This is a genomic window from Hymenobacter cheonanensis, assembly GCF_030581075.1.
Lineage (GTDB): Bacteria > Bacteroidota > Bacteroidia > Cytophagales > Hymenobacteraceae > Hymenobacter.
This window is the reverse complement of the sequence record NZ_JAUQSW010000004.1, coordinates 299,799-316,302: the sequence shown is the minus strand read 5'-3', so window position 1 is coordinate 316,302 and position 16,504 is coordinate 299,799. Positions and strand designations below refer to the sequence as shown.

Below are 16,504 nucleotides of genomic sequence, written 5' to 3'. Positions count from 1 at the left end.
CCAAATGAGTCTATCCAGCGGAATTAGTCCGCGCTTCTTATTTCTACTTTTTGGCAGCCTGCCGCTGCTGGCCCGCGCCCAGAGTGGTGTCGCCGTGCGCGGCGAGGTGCGCGAAACCGGCGGCGCGGCTAGCCCCGTACCCGGCGCTGTAGTGCGCTGGCTGCTGCCGGGCGGGGCTAGCGGCCCCACCACTACCACCGACGGCGCAGGCGTGTTCACGCTGCCCTTTCCGGCCCAGGCCAAGCCCCGCCTCATCGTGAGCGCCGTGGGCTACGCGGCCGATACCCTGGCCGTGCCCACCAGCGGCACGCCGTATTTGCGCGTGAGCCTGCGCGGCGGCGCGGCGCTGGGCGAAGTAACCGTGACGGCCAAAGCCCTCGCCTACTCGGCCAAGTCGGTGGGCAGTATGCAAACCATCAGCGCCCGCGACCTCACCAAATCAGCCTGCTGCAACCTGGCCGAGAGCTTCGAAACCAACGCCGCCGTGGAGGTGAGCACCGCCGATGCCGTGAGCGGCGCCAAGCAAATACAGCTGCTAGGCCTCGACGGGGCGTATTCGCTGCTCACCATCGACAACCAGCCGGCCCTGCGCGGCCTCTCGGCCCCCTACCGGCTCGGGTACCTGGCGGGCCCCTGGATTGGCAGCATCGACATCATCAAGGGCACCGGCTCGGTGGTGAATGGCTACGAAGGCATTTCGGGCCAGGTGAACGTGCAGCTCAAGGAGCCCGACCTCACCGACCAGCTTTTGCTGAATGCCTACGTGAACGACCTCGGCAAATTTGACCTCAACGCCGTGGCCTCGCAACGCTTCAACAAGAAGTGGAGCAACGTGCTGCTGCTGCACACCGACCACCTCAGCAACCGCGTGGACCGCAACGGCGATGGCTTTCTCGACCTGCCCCTAGCCACGCAATTCAACGGCTACGACAAGGTGAAGTACAAGTCGGGCACCGGCCTGGTGGCCGAGCTGGGCGTGGGCGCCATCCGCGAAACGCGCCAGGGCGGCCAGCTCGGCTTCCGCGAAAACGGAGCCGACGCCTACCGCACGGCCTACGGCACCACCCAGACTACCGACCGCTACACGGCCCAGGCGCGCACCTCCTACACCTGGCCCGGCCGGCCCTTCCAAAGCCTGGGCTTGCTGGTGAATGGCACGAGCCACGATTTCACTTCGGCCTACTCCTTCCGGCAAGACAGCGGCCCGCGCCGCTACGACGGCCACCAGAATACCGGCCAAGCTACGCTGCTGTTCCAGAGCGTGATTGGCGACACGCGCCACACGTACCGCACGGGCCTGAGCTTTCTCTACGACGATTACAAAGAGCAGCTCACCAACGGCGACACGCCCGCGCTACTGGCTAGCCCCATCCGGCTGCAACGCACCGAGCGCGTGCCCGGTGCCTTCGCCGAGTACACCTACGCCAACACCCGCAACCTGACCGTGGTGGCCGGCCTGCGCACCGACTACCACAACCTCTACGGCTGGCAAGTCACGCCGCGCTTCAACCTTAAGTACGACGTGCGGCCGGCCACGGCGCTGCGCCTCTCGGCCGGCCGCGGCTTCCGGGTGCCCAACCCCATTGCCGACAACGCGGCCATGCTGGCCAGCGCCCGGCAGTACTACCTCGTGCCGAATCTCCAGCCTGAGAAAGCCTGGAACCTGGGCGGCTCGCTCACGCAGTATTTCCAGGTGCTGGGCCGGCCCGCTACGCTGGTGGTCGATTACTACAACACCATCTTCCAGAACCAGCTGGTGGCCGATATGTACACCACGCCGCAGTACATTATTCTGGATAACCTCACGCCGGGCGCCCGCTCCTTCGCCCGCAGCGCCCAGGCCGAGGTGCAAGCCGAGCCCCTCAAAGGCCTGCAAGTGAAAGCCGCCTACAAGTGGCTCGATGTGCAGAGCACTTACGCCGGCCAGCTCCTGCCCAAGCCCCTCACGCCCCAAAACCGCGCCTTCCTGAACCTGGGCTACGCCTCGGCCTTCGATAAGTGGCGCGCCGACCTCACTGTGCAGTGGTACGGCGAGCGCCCGCTAGCCCACCTGCCCGCCGATGGCGTGGGTGGCGGCCACGCCCACGGCACCGGCACCGCCGGCCTCGAATACGCCCCCCGCTACGCGGCGCTCAACGCCCAGCTCACCCGCGCCTTCAAGCGCCTGGAGGTGTACGTGGGCGTCGAAAACCTCACCAACTACCGCCAGCCCGACCCCATCCAGAACGCGGCCACGCCCTTCAGCTCGGGTTTTGATGCGGCTATGGTGTGGGGCCCGGTCTACGGCCGCCTCACCTACGCCGGGCTCAGGTATCGCATCGACTAGGACCAACGGATTTCGTGGATACGCTTGCTGCGCAAGCTGACTGATTTTGGGTAGGCTGGCTTGTGGTTTGCTTACCAAAGGCACTTATTATTTCTTTTTAACTGTTTCGTTTTTATGAAAGCTTCCGCATTTTCTCTGCTCGCGCTGCTGAGCTTCGCCGGCACTGCCGCCCAGGCCCAGACCGCTCCTGTAGCCGTCGCTAGCTCTGCTAAAAAAGGCACCGAAATGGTGCAGTTCAAGACCTCGGCCGTGTGTGACATGTGCAAGGCGCGCCTCGAAAAAAGCCTGGCCTACGAAAAGGGCGTGCAGGCCGCTAACCTCGATGTGCCCAGCAAAGTCCTTACTGTGACCTACAACCCGGCCAAAACTAGCCCCGAAGTGCTGCGCACCGCCGTGCAAAAAACAGGCTACGACGCCGATAACGTAACGGCCGACGCCCGCGCCTACGACCGCCTGCCCGAGTGCTGCAAAAAAACGGCCAGCACCCACTAGCGCCCGGCTAGCCTTTTCGTACCGACTTTTGCTGCTGGCCCAGCCGCCAGTGGCCACCCCAAGCAGGCCGCCCACCCAGGCGGCCTGCTTGCTTTTTTGCTTATCTCATGAAAAAATCCCTCCCCGCCTCGCCCGCCGACAAAGACCAGCTGCACCCGCGCAATCGCCACCGGGGTCGCTACGATTTTGCGCAGCTTGTGCAAAGCAGCCCCGCGCTAGCCCCCTTTGTGCGCACCAATGAGTTCGGCGATGCGTCCATTGACTTTGCCGACCCAGCTGCTGTGAAGGCGCTCAACCAAGCGCTGCTGCGACAATTTTACGGCGTCGATACCTGGGATATTCCGGCTGGCTACCTGTGCCCGCCCATCCCCGGCCGGGCCGATTACCTCCACTACCTGGCCGATTTGCTGGCTGAGAGCAACGGCGGCGTGGTGCCCACCGGCCGCACCGTGCGCGTGCTCGACATTGGCGTGGGCGCCAACTGCATTTACCCCATTCTGGGGCACCGCGAGTACGGCTGGCGCTTTGCCGGGGCCGATACCGACCCGGTGGCCTTAAACGCCGCCAAACAACTGGTGGCCGCCAACCCCGGCCTGACCGGCGCTATCGACTGCCGCCTGCAGGCCGACCCCAAGCACATGCTGGTGGGCGTTATGAAGTCCGGCGAAGTCTTCGACGCCACCATCTGCAACCCGCCCTTCCACGCCTCGGCAGCCGAGGCTGATGCCGCTACCCAGCGCAAAACGGCCAACCTCAGCGGTAACCGTCGCGCGGCCCCCGACCGTAATTTTGGCGGCCAAAGCAACGAGCTGTGGTATCCTGGCGGCGAAGAAGCCTTTCTGCGCCAGCTCATCGCCGAAAGCAAGCAGCTGCCACGAGCCAGCACCTGGTACACCTCGCTCGTCTCCAAAAAGGCCAGCCTGATTAGCGCGCACTATTTTCTCAAGCAGGCCGAGGCCTTGCAGGTAAAAACCATTGAGATGGCGCAGGGTCAAAAGAAAAGCCGCTTCGTGGCCTGGTCCTTCCTCACCAAGGAGGAAATCGCCGCCCGGCTGGCTAAGAAGTAGCGCGGACTTTCAGTCCGCGAGTAGCCGAGCAGCAACGGTTTCGCTCGCGGACTATAAGTCCGCGCTACTTAGTGCGCCACAGGCGCCACCACGGCAGGTAGGGCTGGTCGTGGTGCTCGTAGTGGTAGCCAAAAAAATAGCAGCTCACAAACGCCCATACGTGGTGCCGCAGCTGGCTGCGCGACTTGTGCTTATTATCAGCCTCGTGCTCGCCGCGGTGCGGCAGGTAGGTGCCGAAGAAAAACAATTGCAACGTGGCCAGCACCGCCGGCACCATCCAGAAAGCGATAACATTGGCCTGCGGAAACCAGACTTTCAGCACGTTGTAGGTCGCGGCCATCAGCAGCACCTGCCACCAGGTCACGTAGTTCCAGGCGAAGCGGGCTAGCCAGGGCAGGAAGCCGGCGTGGTCTTCGGGGTGAAAATCGGGGTCGGCCTGGGTGCCTACGTGGCGATGGTGGTCGTGGTGCTTGGGCAGCTGGCGCGGAAACCAGTTGTAGGCAAACAGCAGCGCGCACACCGTGCCAATGGCGTTGTTAAGCCGCTTATTTAAGCTTACTACGCCGTGCATGGCATCGTGCGCCGTGATGTAAAGCCCGGTGTATAAGTGCGTTTGCAGCAGCACCAGCAGGTAAGGCGCCGGCGAGTGCCAGTCGGGCCGGTAGAAGCCCAGCAAAAAGGTGAGCAGCCCCGCCCAGCTCCCCATAATCAGTGCGGCCGAAACCACGCCCTTGCGGCCAATCGGCGCGGGCGCTACTCGTTGAATTACGGCTTCGACGGATTTTTCGGCTATCACGGATATTGTGGGCGATTCGCTAATGAGGCAGCGACAAGTTTGCAGTAAGCAGCCTTGCTGAGTTCTTAACCCCAAAGTAGGCCAAAAAGTCGTCCCAGAAATCCGATTAATCTGAAAATCCGTCGAATCCGTGGTTCAGACTACAGGCGCTCCAAGGCGTCGCGCACCTGTTCCATCAGCCACATGGGGGTGCTGGTAGCGCCACAAATACCCACCGATTGGCCCGGCAAAAACCAGCTAGGGCACAGCTGCTCGACGTTGGACACGAAATGCGTTTGCGGGTTGGTGTCTTTGCACACCTGGTAGAGCACCTTGCCGTTCGAGCTTTTGGTGCCTGACACGAACACAATCTGGTCGAACTGCGCCGCGAAGCGTCGCAGGGCCTCGTCGCGGTTGCTCACCTGCCGGCAGATGGTATCGTTGGCATTTACACTAAACCCGCGCTCAAGCAGCTCATTCTTAATGCGATAAAAAGAATCGGTACTCTTGGTAGTCTGGCTGTAGAGCGTAATAGCAGAGGGAAGCTCGTGGCGCAGTAGCTCGTCCAGGTTTTCAAATACTACGGCCTCGCCGCTGGTTTGGCCCAGCAGGCCTACCACTTCGGCATGGCCGTGCTTGCCGTAGATGAAGATTTTTTCGCGCCGGTCGAAGCTGGCCTTGATGCGGTTTTGGAGCTTGAGCACCACCGGGCAGCTGGCATCAATGAGGGTCAGGTTGTTTTCCATCGCCTGCTGATAAGTGCTCGGCGGCTCGCCGTGCGCCCTGATGAGCACCGCCTCGTTGCGCAGCCCCGCAAACTGCTCGTGGCCAATGATGCGTAAGCCCTTGTTTTCGAGGCGCTGCACTTCTTCATCATTGTGCACGATATCGCCCAGGCAGTACAGATACCCCTGCTCTTCGAGCAGGTCTTCGGCCATCTGAATAGCGTAAATGACCCCAAAGCAAAAGCCGGAGTTGGGGTCTATACGAACGCTGAGGTGCAAACCGGACTGCATACCGCGAAGCTAACTCCGAACTGCCGCACAAGGTTATCGGGAACGACCCAAATTCTGAACGTTACGCACAAAATTTCGCCTAGCTTTTCACCCGGGCCAGGCGCTGGGCCTCGTCGTCGCTCACGTGCTTGCGGTCTACCAGGAAACCGCGCACGGTCTGAAAGGCTTCCGCATCCATGCCCGACCCGGGGTGCTGGAGCGCGGCCTGTAGCAAAAAGGCTTTGTCTTCGTCTACGTGCTTGCTCAAACCCAGGAAGGGCGGCAGGTTGCTCTCTACCGAGAAGCGCAGGAAGCGGATTTCGGCGTTGTTGCTGTCCAGGCCCACGGCCTGGTCGAAGGTTTTGGCGGCCTGCTGCACGTAGGTGAGCTTGTTGAGCATCGACGCATCGCGGGCCTTAATAGCCTCGGAGGCAGCCTTATACCCTAGCACCAGGGCGTCCTGGCCGGCGTAGTCGCGCAGCAGGTTATAGAATTTTTCGCCGGCCTGCTTATCGGCGGCGGCTTGCTCGTAGTGGCGGCGCAGGGCGGCCGGCTGAAGAGGCGACATAAAGGAAATTCGGGGAAAAGGCCGACCCGCTACCGCGCCGGAAGCTGCCGGCAACGCGCTCAGCAGGGCAAGAACAAGTAGTCGTTTCATGAGCGCAAAGCTACGGGCCGCGCAAAGGGCGCGTGGGGGCTAGCCTGCTTCAACGGCAAAACCCCGCGCAGAGTGCCCTAGCGCCCCGGGCTACACCGCCCGCAGGCGGTAGCGCAGCCACGAGCCCGCCAGCAGCAGCAGCTTGGTATTGTCGGGCAGGCGCACGCGCTCGGCCAGCACCTGGGTGGCGGGCGCGCGCCGCAGCTTCTGAAACAGCTTGAGGTAGTAGATATAGGCCAGGTACACCCCTAGCCGCGCCTGCCGCGGCAGCTGCCGAATGCCCTCGTAGGCGGCCTCAAAATCGGCCCGGATGTCGGCCTCCACCGCCCGCTTGGCTTCGTCGTTGAACTGCTCGTAGCGCAGGCCCGGGAAGTACACGCGGCCCCGCTCCTCGTAATCGGAGCGGATATCGCGCAGGAAATTCACCTTCTGAAACGCCGCCCCCAGCCGCCGGGCGGGCGCCCGCAGCTGCTCGAACAGCGCCGGCTGGCCCTGGCAAAATACGCGCAGGCACATCAGCCCCACCACTTCGGCCGAGCCGTAGATGTACTGCTCGTATAGCTCCTGGCGGTAGTTACGGTCCTCCAGGTCCATTTCCATGCTACGCAGGAAGGCATCAATAAACTCGTGGTCAATCTGATACATGTTCACCGCCCACTGAAAGGCGTGCAGCACCGGGTTCAGGCTGAAGCCGGCTGCAATGGCCGCGTAGGTGTCACGCTCGAATCCGGCTAGCAGGGCCGCCTTGTCGCGGCTGTGGAAGGTGTCCACGATTTCATCGGCCCAGCGCACGAAGCCATACACGGCATAAATGGCCCGGTGCAGCGCCTTATCGAGCGTGCGGATGCCCAGCGAAAACGACGTGCTGTAGCGCCGCGTGATAAGCTGCGCGCACGCCAGGCTGGTGTCGGTAAAAAGCTGTTCGTGGTCCATGAATGCGTGAATCATTACAAAAGAACGTCATGCAGACCGAAGGGAAGCATCTCGCCCGCACCGTTGCTTACGCCATCAATACTGCACCGCGCGAGATGCTTCCCTTCGGTCTGCATGACGTTCTACTACTTTTTAATTTCCTTTAAAACCTCGCCCGCCACCACCTGGCCCGAGATGAGCGAGGGCGGCACGCCTGGCCCCGGCACCGTGAGCTGGCCGGTAAAGTACAGATTATCCACTTTTTTACTCTTGAGCGTGGGCTTCAAAATAGCGGTCTGCTTCAGCGTGTTGGCCAGCCCGTAGGCATTGCCTTTAAAGGAGTGATAGTCGCGCACGAAATCGCGGTGGGCGTAGCTGCGCTTGTACACCACGTGCTCGCGAATAGGGTGGCCGCAGTGCTTTTCGAGCCTATCCATCAACAGGTTATAGTACTTCTCGCGGGTGGCTTCGGGGTCATCGAGGTCGGGCGCCACCGGAATGAGCAGGAACAGGTTTTCCTGGCCCTCGGGCGCCACCGTGGGGTCGGTTTTGCTAGGCACTGAGGCGTAGAACAGCGGCCGGCTCGGCCACTGCGGCACCTCATAAATTTCGTGGGCGTGCTGGCTGAAGTCTTCGTCAAAAAACAGGTTGTGGTGCAGCAGCTTCGCCAGCTTGCGGTTCACACCCAGGTAAAAGAGCAGCGACGACGGCGCCATAGTCCGCGCGTCCCAGTAGGCGGGCGAGTAGTGGCGGTACTCAGGAGCTAGCACCTGCTGTTCGATGTGGTGGTAGTCGGCCCCGGCCACCACCGCGCTAGCCGGCCAAAAGCCGCTGGCCGTGCGCACGCCGGTGGCATGGCCGCGCTCCACCACTAGTTCGCGCACCTCCTGGTTGTACTCGATTTTGACCCCTAGCTCCTCGGCCACGGCCACCATGCCGCGCACTATCTGGTGCATGCCGCCCTTGGGATACCAGGTGCCGAGCGCGAGGTCGGCGTAGTTCATGAGCGAGTAGAGCGCGGGCGTATTCTCGGGCGTGGCCCCCAGAAACAATACCGGAAACTCAATGAGCTTGAGCAGCTTGGGATGGCTGAAGAACTTGCGCGCATGCTTGGCCATGCTTTGCAGCAAGTCGAGCCGCACGGCCCCCTTCACGATTTCCCAGTCGATAAACTCGGTGACTGAACGGCTGGGCAAGTGCACAAATTTGTTGATGCCGACCTCGTATTTGTATTTAGCCTGGGCCAAAAACTCGTCGAGCCGCGCCGCGCTGCCCGGCTCCAGGCTTTCGAATAGCTGGCGCAGTTCGGTCATGCTAGCGGGAATATCTACGGCATCGTCGCCGGCAAAAATGACTTGGTACGAGGGGTCGAGGCGCACCAGCTCGTAGTAGTCGGCCACCTTCTTCCCAAACTTCTCGAAATACTGCTCAAAAACGCCCGGCATCCAGTACCAGCTAGGGCCCATATCGAAGGTAAAGCCCTGGGCCTCAAATACCCGCGCCCGACCGCCGGGGCCGCTATTCTTTTCCAGCAGCGTTACCTGCCAGCCGGCCTGCGCCAGCGTGGTGGCGGCCGACAAGCCCGCGAAACCTGCCCCAATAACTACTGCGTTCGGCATTCTGTGTTCAATAAGAAATCAACGGCGCAGCCCGGCGGCCCGCCGCTTGCATGACAGCCGAAAGGCCCTTCAGGTTATAAAAAAAGCCGCGCCTTCCGAACGAACGGAAGGCGCGGCTTTCGGTATTCGAGGCAGCAAGTTAGTCCTCAACTTCGTCGGCCAGCACGCTGCCGACGCGGTCGGCACCCGCGGGCGCGTATACCTTGAGGGCGGCCTTGAGGTCCTTGCGGGCAATGTGAATGCGGTTTTTCACGGTACCAATCGGGATTTGCAGCTTCTCGGCAATTTCGAGGTACTTGTAGCCGATGTAGTACATCATGAAGGGCGTGCGGTAGTCGGTGCCCAGGCTAGCGATGGCCTCGTTGATGTCACGCACCACAAAATCGGTGGTAGCGCCATTATGCGTAATGTAGTTCTCATCGGTGTTGAAGTACTGGAAGTACTCCGTCGAATCGATGTTCGAGCTACGCTTGGTAATCTTATTATAATTGTTAATGAAGGTGTTGCGCATGATGGTGTACAACCACGCCTTCAAGTTAGTACCCGCTTTAAATTTATCTTTATTGAGCAGTGCCTTCAGCAACGTTTCCTGAACCAGGTCTTTCGCATCATCCGCATCGCGGGTGAGGTTCATGGCCACGGGGCGGAGCGAAGAGGAGATTTTCTGCACTTGGGAGGTGAATTCCAGAGAAGTCATATTGTAGAAGGGTTCGTAGCAGAATCTTAAACAAAGATAGACCACAAGCCAAGAACTCCGGCTCATTGCACGGCTGATTTCTCGGCTTTTTTACGCCACCCCCCTAGTATACGAGTTGGGCGCACCCATGTACGTACAATAATAACCTGACGGCCAAGCCCGCAGATTATTTTTCGGTTAACTCGGCCTCAACCGGCTGATTTACAAACGGAATTAAATCACGGAACTCGTGCAGGCACGCCAATGGCAGGCAACCATCGGGCAAGGCCGGCGTTTGCACCGCCAGCGAGCCGAACAAAATAACCGAGGCGTCGGGGCACTGCGCACGCAGCTCGGCGGCGTAGCTGCGCACCTGGTTGCGGGCCGGCACCGTGGTCAGCACCGTGGCAATAACGGCCGGCTTAAACGCTTTGGCCGTGGCCACTACATCGGCCAGGGGCAGGTTGGGGCCCAGGTACAGCACCTGCCGGCCGCGCGCGCGCAGGGCGTAGTTCATAAACAGCAGCGCTAGCTCTTGCCACTCGCCCTCGGGCAGAAAAAGCAGCCAGCGCGGCGCCTCGGCCTGGGTTAGCGGAATGAGCGGCAGGGCATCGGCCGAGGCCAGCAGCTCCTGGCGCAGCAGCTGCGTTACGAGGCGCTCCTGGGCCAGGCTCAGCGAGCCTTCTTTCCAGGATACGCTCAGGCGCTGCAGCAAGGGGTAGCCCAGGCGCAGAATGGTATCTTCGGTACCCAGCTCCTCGATGGCCTCGTCGAACTGGCGGTGCAGGCGCGGCTCGTCGAGGTCGAGGGCAGCCGTGAGCAGGGCGTTGAGGCGCGGCCCATCGGCGGGCTGCACCTCGTTGCAGAGGGCTAGGGCGGCGGCCTGGCACTCAGCCTCGCTCATGCGCACCACTTGTGAGATGCGCTGGCCGCGCGCGCACAGCGTAGCCACGTTGAGCAGCCGGCGCAGGTCGGCCTCCCCGTAGGAACGAATGTTGGTTGCAGTCCGGCTGGGCTGCAGCAGATTATACCGCTGCTCCCAAATGCGAATGGTATGTGCTTTCACGCCGGAAAGCTGCTCCAAATCGCTAATAGAATAATGAGCCACAGGTAGTTGAATTGGAAGGACAAATAACATTCCCACCCTGGCCCAGGCCAGCGGTGCGACATCGCTAGTTATAAGTAGTCAGTTTTTTCGGTGCCTAACGCAGTAGCTTACTACGTTATCAAATTCGCCAACCCCGCAAATAGTTTGCCGCAACCGGCGCAAAGTACGCTAGGCCCGTTTTTTAGCGGCCTGCTCGCGGGCCAGGCGCAGGTATTTGGGCGACACCCACAGCAGCCCAAACTCCTGCGAGTGGTCGCGGCCCTGGGTTTTATGGTGCATTTTGTGGGCCATGTTGAGGGCACGCAAGTACACGCTGTCCGTCTTTTTCCAGAAGGGCAGCCGGCCGTGAATCAGGCCGTCGTGCACAAAAAAGTACACGCTGCCGTAGGCCGCAATGCCCACGCCCACCCAAAACCACCAGCGCGCACCGTTGTCGCCGGTGATGAATAGCACAGCCGAGAGCGCCCCATAAATCACAAAAAACCAATCATTTCGCTCGAAGGGCCGCGGACTGGGACGCACGTGGTGCGAGCGGTGCAGCACCCACAGCGGCCCGTGCTGCACGTATTTGTGCATGAACCACGCCCAGAATTCCATGAAGGTGAAGGTGGCGAGGGTGATGGCTAGGGCAGCAAAAATCGACATAGCATAAAATTACGGGTCGTGGCGGGCGCAACGCAAAAAAGCGCGGCAACCTTTCAACTCGCCAGGGTCCTGAGCCCAACGATAAGGAAAGATTGCCGCGCTCCACTTTGGTGCGCGCAGTGATACTAATTGGGCGGCAGTAGTTTACCAGTCTATCTTCTCTTTGTTCAGAAAGGCGGCGATGCCGCGGCGGCAATCATCAGAGGCACGGGCGGCGGCGTTGCGCTCGGCGGCGTAGCGCAGGCCATCTTCGAGGGCTAGCTCGGGCAGGCGGGCCAGAATTTCCTTGGTGATTTCGATGCTGTGGCCCGAATTTTCGCGGGCTAGCCGCAGGGCGTAAGTGCGCACGGTATCGGCCAGCTTTTCCTTCTCGGCAATAAACGTAATGAGGCCATAGTCAAGCGCTTGCTGGGCCGTGATGGTATCGCCGCTGAGCAGCAGCTGCTTGGTGCGGGCCTCGCCGATGCGGCGCAGCAAAAACACGCTGACCACGGCGGGCAGGAAACCAATTTTGACTTCGGTGTAGCCAAACTTGGCTTCGGGCACGGCAAAGGTGATGTCGCAAAGGGCAGCCAGCCCGCAGCCGCCGGCCAGCGCGTGGCCCTGCACCTGCCCGATTACGAGCTTCTTACCCGTATAAATCTGGTGGAAGAGCTGCATGAGGTGCGTGCTGTCGGCCAGGTTTTCCTGGTACGTATTGTCTTGCAACTCTTGCAGATACTTTAGGTCGGCGCCGGCGCAAAATACCTCGCCAGCAGCCCGCAGGATGATAACCTTGACCTTATCATCGGCTTCGGCCTGCTCGAAAGCCTGCTTCAACTCGGTTACCACATTGGCGCTAAGCGCATTGCGCTTAGCGGGCCGGTTGAGCGTGATGTAGGCCAGGCGGTCCTGCACTTCATAGTGCAGAAAGCGCAGCGTGTCCAGTTCCGGAGTGAGATAGTCGGTCATAGTAAACGAGATACGGCGAAAGCGGCTGCGCGGGTTGAACGGCCCAAGTTAGGGCGATATTTTGAAGACTCGCTGAATGGCAGGCACTAGTTGCCTGCCGGGTAGTTTTATTCGACCAGCTAGCCGCCTTACCCCCCGAAAAGGCTGTTTGGCCTCGCTTCAGCGGCCAGCCGGGAGCTGGTAAGTGAAGGCGCCCTGCTCGTTCACATCCCAGGTGCGAAAGCCGGCGGCGCGCAGGGCCGAGTCGTGCCGGGCCACGTACCAGCGCTGGCACGACGAATCGAACACCACCTGCGCGCCGGCCCCGAAGTGCGCGGCCAGGGCATCGGGGTATAGGTAAGCATTGCGGCGCAGCACAATAATATCGGCTCGCTGGGCGGGTGCGGGGCTAGCCAGCCGGCGCAGGCTGCCGCTCACGAAGGCCAGCCGCAGGCCGCGCCAGCGGGCCAGCACCAGCGGCGCGGGCGGGTAGCGGAAGGTTTGCTCGAGGCTATCGGGCGGGGCTACCTGGCTAGCGGGCACGCTAGCCCCGCGCCAGCCCACGCAGTAGCGCGGGGCGCGCACGCGGCGCAGTATCAGGCTGGGCCGCAGGCGGTAGGTGCGCTCGGTTTCGGAGAGCGGCAGCGAGTCGGCAGTAACGAACTCGGGGGCCGCGCCCTGCCAGAAACCTACCACCGAGCGGCGCGGGATGCTGTACACCACAAACTCGCGCAGCGGCGCCACGGCCCGCGCCTCGGCCACGCGGCTGCCGGCATACAGGGCCAGCAGGGCCACGCACCACCCCGCCCAGGCCAGCCGCTTGGAAGCTACAAATACGCAGAATGCGCCTATCAGCAAAAAAACCAACAATGTCTGGGCCTGGCTGAGGTGAATATTACCGATAACGGCGCCTGGCAGCAGCCGGCCGATGAGAAAAATGTATTCGTTGAACAGCCAGATGAGGCCTTCGAACAGGTAGCCGACTGCCCGCGGCAGGTAGTCGAGCACCGCGCTGGCAGCAGCGGGCAGGGCTAGCCCGATGAGTGCCACCAGGCCTTTAGCCAGCAGTAGCACTACGCCCACGTACACGGCCAGGCTCGAAATGGGCACCGCTATCAAATTGGACAGCAGAAAGTTAAACGGAAACTGATGAAAATAGTACAGCCCCAGCGGAAACGTGGCCACCTGCGCGGCCAGCGACAATGCCGTGAGCTGCCAGCTGGCATCGGCCAGCCAGGCGGCGGCGCGCCAGGCTTTTTGGGCGGCCGGGGCGTGCCAGCTGCGGCGGCGGTCGAGCACGGCATTGCGCACATCGAGCCAGCCCACAATAGCAGGCTGCAGGTACACAATGCTGAGCACGGCCAGGAAGGAAAGCTGAAAACCAACGTCGCAGAGCAGGTACGGATTCCATAAAAGCAGCCCGAACGCCGCCGCGCTCAGCGTATTAAACAAGCTGCTCTGCCGCTCCCAGGCTTGCCCGATGATGACGAGCGTAAACATAACCGTGGCCCGCAGCACCGACGCCGACAGCCCCGTGAGCAGGGCGTAGCTCCAGATAAGGGCTAGCCCCAGCCCCGCCGTGAGCAGGCGCCGGCGCAGCACCGCGCCGCCCAGCGGCACCCGCGCCAGCAGCCACTGCAACGCCGCAAACAGCAGCCCCACCTGCAAGCCGCTCACGGCCATAATATGCGTGGTGCCGGTGTTGGCGTAGGCCTGGCGCGTGTCGTGGTCAATATCGTCCTTGAAACCCAGCACGAGCGCCGTGCCCAGTGCGTACTCGCGGTGGCTGGGCACGTAGCGGCGCAGCACGCCATCGAGCACGGCGGCCGTGCGCTGGCTCAGGGCCACGGCCCAGTTGAGGGGCGCGTAGCCCAGCACTTTATACTGGCCCGTGTGCACAAACTGGGCGTGGTACACCTGGTGGGTTTGGAGGTAGCGGCGGTAGTCGAACTCGCCCAGGTTGGCGGGGCCCTTGCTAAGCTCGGGCCGGCCCTGCACCAGCCATACGTCGCCGTAGCGCGGGGCGGGCACCGAGTCGGCCGTTTCGTGGCGCGGCAGGCTGATGCGGATGCCCCCGCCAGCCCGCTGCCAGCGCCCGCCCACTCGCACGGCCCGCACCCGCACGGTGGTGGCGAAGGTATTGGCCCGCACCACGGGCGCTTCATCCACAGTGGCCTGGTAAAACTCGATGCGCGGCGCCAGGTGCCCGATGTGGTCGGGCCGGCGGCTTTCCGTCACGGCCTGGCTGCGGGCAAAGCCGAGCGCCGCCACGGCCAGCAGGCCCACTATACCTACGGCATCAGTCGTGGCGGGGCTAGCCCGCCGCCGGCTCCACACCCACCCCAGCACGTAGGCCAGCACCAGGCCCGCGGCCCAGGGCGCGGCGCTGCCGGCCCAGTCTTGCCCTAGATACAGGTAGCCCGCCACGCCCGCTATAAACGCCAGCGCCACGCGCAAAAAAGGAGCCGAGGACCAGGAGAGCATTGCGTAAGAGAAGGTAAGACTAGCTAGGGCATACAAGAATAGCTACTATTTCCTCATCAGCTTCTGCGCCCTGTCTTAATCCCTGCAAAAAAGGCCCGCCACATTTCAGCGGCAAGCCTTTGTCAGGCTTGGGGAGGTATTGCTACCCTAGCACCATCTGGTAGTGCTGAATGTCGCACTCCTCAAACATCTCCCCCACTTTGCGAAAGCCGGTGCGCTCGTAGAGCGGAATGGCGCGCAGCTGGGCGTGCATATACACCTGGGCGGCGTCGGGGGCTTCGGCGCGCACATCGGCCAGCACGCGGTGCACAAGGGCCTCGCCCACGCCTTGGTTCCGGAACTCGGGCAGCACGGCAAAGCGCTCCAGTTTCACGCCGTGGTCGGTGGGGCGCCAGCGGGCGGCGCCGGCGGGCTGGCCATCCACGCGGGCCAGGTAGTGGCGGGTGGTGCCGGCGCGGTCGTACTGGTCGTACTCGGCATCGGCGGGCACTTTTTGCTCACCCACAAATACCTTTTCGCGAATGGTGAAAGCCGCGTCGAGGTCGCGCAGGTCGGTTATTTTTTCAACGGTAGTCATGGCTTTCAGTAGCTACTAATTTACATACAAAGCTAAAAGCCGTCATGCTGAGCTTGCCGAAACAGCTTACTCGAATCGTTGGGTTGGTACCCTAGCGACGCGACCAAGCTGCTTCGACAGACTCAGCATGACGGCTTTTTACTCCAAACAGGCTTACAGCGCCTGCTCGTGGTTGACGGGCAGTTCCAACTCTTCGTTTTCAGAAGTCCGGCGGCCGTTGCTGCGCTCGTTGCCCTCGCGGCGGCGCTGCTTAAACTCGGCCTCGCGGCGCTGCTCGGCCACGTCGTACTTGTCGTAGGCCTGCACAATTTCCTTCACCAGGCGGTGGCGCACCACGTCCTCGGCCGTCATCTCCACGTAGCCGATACCGGGGATATCCTTCAGAATATCAAGCGCCTGCATCAGGCCCGATTTCTGGCGGGTGGGCAAGTCAATCTGGCTGCGGTCGCCGTTCACCATCACCTTGGCGCTCGGGCCCATGCGCGTCAGGAACATCTTAATCTGGCTCGGCGTGGTATTCTGGGCCTCGTCGAGCAGCACGAAGGCGTTGTTCAGGGTGCGGCCGCGCATGTAGGCTAGCGGGGCGATTTCGATAATCTTGTTTTCCTGGTAAAACTTCAGCTTTTCGGCCGGAATCATGTCTTCCAGGGCGTCGTAAATCGGGCGCAGGTAAGGGTCGACCTTTTCCTTCATGTCGCCGGGCAAAAAACCCAGGCTTTCGCCGGCCTCCACCACGGGGCGCGAGATGATGATTTTCTTAACCTCCTTATTCTTAAGGGCTCGCACGGCGAGCGCCACCGAAATATAGGTTTTGCCGGTACCGGCGGGGCCTAGCGTGAAGGTGAGGTCGTGCTTCATCACGGTGTCCACCAGCTTCTGCTGGTTGGGCGTTTTGGCCTTGATGACCCCGCCCTTGGCCCCGAACAGAATCACGTCGGGCGAGGCGGCCAGCACCCGGCCCTCGGCCTCCTCAGAAGTAGCTGACAGGTATTGGTTTACGTCGCGGTCGGTGATGGCCCCGTACTGGTGGTAGTGCTCGATGAGCGAGCTGAGAATATCGTTGACCCGCGCGATGACTTCGGTGGGGCCCTGAATCTTGATTTCGTTGCCCCGGGACACAATTTTACTGCCCGGAAAAGCAGCCGAAATACGACGGATATTTTGGTTATCGGCCCCCAGGAAGTCAACCAGGGACACATTTTCGAGGGTGATGACTTTTTCGACCAAGCTAGGTGGGCAG

Annotated in this window: 15 protein-coding genes; 3 read left to right on the top strand and 12 right to left on the bottom strand. The window is 61.7% G+C overall.

Features of this window, described 5'->3' with window-relative positions; all coding sequences use genetic code 11:
• Nucleotides 1-4: 4 nt before the first annotated feature.
• The 3 genes from Q5H89_RS10195 to rlmF all read left to right on the top strand — a co-directional run bounded on the left by Q5H89_RS10195 (nt 5) and on the right by rlmF (nt 3,885).
• On the top strand, nt 5-2,326 hold the full coding sequence (locus Q5H89_RS10195) for a TonB-dependent receptor (protein ID WP_305019203.1): 2,322 nt from the start codon (nt 5-7) through the stop codon (nt 2,324-2,326).
• Between the two features lie 114 nt (nt 2,327-2,440).
• The gene (locus tag Q5H89_RS10190; protein ID WP_305019200.1) at nt 2,441-2,818 is read left to right on the top strand and encodes a heavy-metal-associated domain-containing protein; all 378 of its coding nucleotides are present in this window, start codon (nt 2,441-2,443) and stop codon (nt 2,816-2,818) included.
• Nucleotides 2,819-2,925: 107 nt separating this feature from the next.
• Nucleotides 2,926-3,885 (top strand): 23S rRNA (adenine(1618)-N(6))-methyltransferase RlmF, encoded by a 960-nt coding sequence (gene rlmF / locus Q5H89_RS10185; protein WP_305019199.1) that lies wholly within the window; start codon nt 2,926-2,928, stop codon nt 3,883-3,885.
• Between the two features lie 64 nt (nt 3,886-3,949).
• On the opposite strand, the gene Q5H89_RS10180 is transcribed toward rlmF, so the two are convergent.
• From Q5H89_RS10180 to Q5H89_RS10125, 12 genes are all read right to left on the bottom strand, one after another.
• A complete protein-coding gene (locus Q5H89_RS10180) occupies nt 3,950-4,591 on the bottom strand; it encodes a fatty acid desaturase (RefSeq protein WP_305019347.1) in 642 nt (213 codons plus the stop codon).
• 230 nt (nt 4,592-4,821) lie between these two features.
• Nucleotides 4,822-5,676 (bottom strand): 4-hydroxy-3-methylbut-2-enyl diphosphate reductase, encoded by an 855-nt coding sequence (locus Q5H89_RS10175; protein ID WP_305019198.1) that lies wholly within the window; start codon nt 5,674-5,676, stop codon nt 4,822-4,824.
• Between the two features lie 79 nt (nt 5,677-5,755).
• Entirely contained in the window at nt 5,756-6,223 is a 468-nt protein-coding gene (locus tag Q5H89_RS10170; RefSeq protein WP_305019197.1) for a hypothetical protein, read from the bottom strand.
• 180 nt (nt 6,224-6,403) lie between these two features.
• Nucleotides 6,404-7,261 carry a phytoene/squalene synthase family protein gene (locus Q5H89_RS10165; protein WP_305019196.1) on the bottom strand — a complete coding sequence of 286 codons (858 nt, stop codon included), beginning with the start codon at nt 7,259-7,261 and terminating at the stop codon, nt 6,404-6,406.
• Nucleotides 7,262-7,371: 110 nt separating this feature from the next.
• Complete coding sequence (locus tag Q5H89_RS10160) at nt 7,372-8,844, bottom strand: phytoene desaturase family protein (RefSeq protein WP_305019195.1); 1,473 nt, start codon at nt 8,842-8,844, stop codon at nt 7,372-7,374.
• A gap of 139 nt (nt 8,845-8,983) precedes the next feature.
• Entirely contained in the window at nt 8,984-9,541 is a 558-nt protein-coding gene (locus Q5H89_RS10155; RefSeq protein ID WP_305019194.1) for an RNA polymerase sigma factor, read from the bottom strand.
• A 166-nt stretch (nt 9,542-9,707) separates the two neighbouring features.
• On the bottom strand, nt 9,708-10,604 hold the full coding sequence (locus Q5H89_RS10150) for a MerR family transcriptional regulator (RefSeq protein ID WP_449271981.1): 897 nt from the start codon (nt 10,602-10,604) through the stop codon (nt 9,708-9,710).
• A 192-nt stretch (nt 10,605-10,796) separates the two neighbouring features.
• Nucleotides 10,797-11,273 (bottom strand): sterol desaturase family protein, encoded by a 477-nt coding sequence (locus tag Q5H89_RS10145; RefSeq protein ID WP_305019192.1) that lies wholly within the window; start codon nt 11,271-11,273, stop codon nt 10,797-10,799.
• Between the two features lie 144 nt (nt 11,274-11,417).
• Nucleotides 11,418-12,224, bottom strand: coding sequence for an enoyl-CoA hydratase/isomerase family protein (locus Q5H89_RS10140; RefSeq protein ID WP_305019191.1), 807 nt, complete (start codon nt 12,222-12,224; stop codon nt 11,418-11,420).
• 159 nt (nt 12,225-12,383) lie between these two features.
• The gene (locus Q5H89_RS10135; RefSeq protein ID WP_305019189.1) at nt 12,384-14,687 is read right to left on the bottom strand and encodes a ComEC/Rec2 family competence protein; all 2,304 of its coding nucleotides are present in this window, start codon (nt 14,685-14,687) and stop codon (nt 12,384-12,386) included.
• A gap of 142 nt (nt 14,688-14,829) precedes the next feature.
• Nucleotides 14,830-15,264 carry a GNAT family N-acetyltransferase gene (locus Q5H89_RS10130; protein WP_305019188.1) on the bottom strand — a complete coding sequence of 145 codons (435 nt, stop codon included), beginning with the start codon at nt 15,262-15,264 and terminating at the stop codon, nt 14,830-14,832.
• A gap of 153 nt (nt 15,265-15,417) precedes the next feature.
• On the bottom strand, nt 15,418-16,491 hold the full coding sequence (locus tag Q5H89_RS10125) for a PhoH family protein (protein ID WP_305019187.1): 1,074 nt from the start codon (nt 16,489-16,491) through the stop codon (nt 15,418-15,420).
• Between the last annotated feature and the right edge of the window lie 13 nt (nt 16,492-16,504).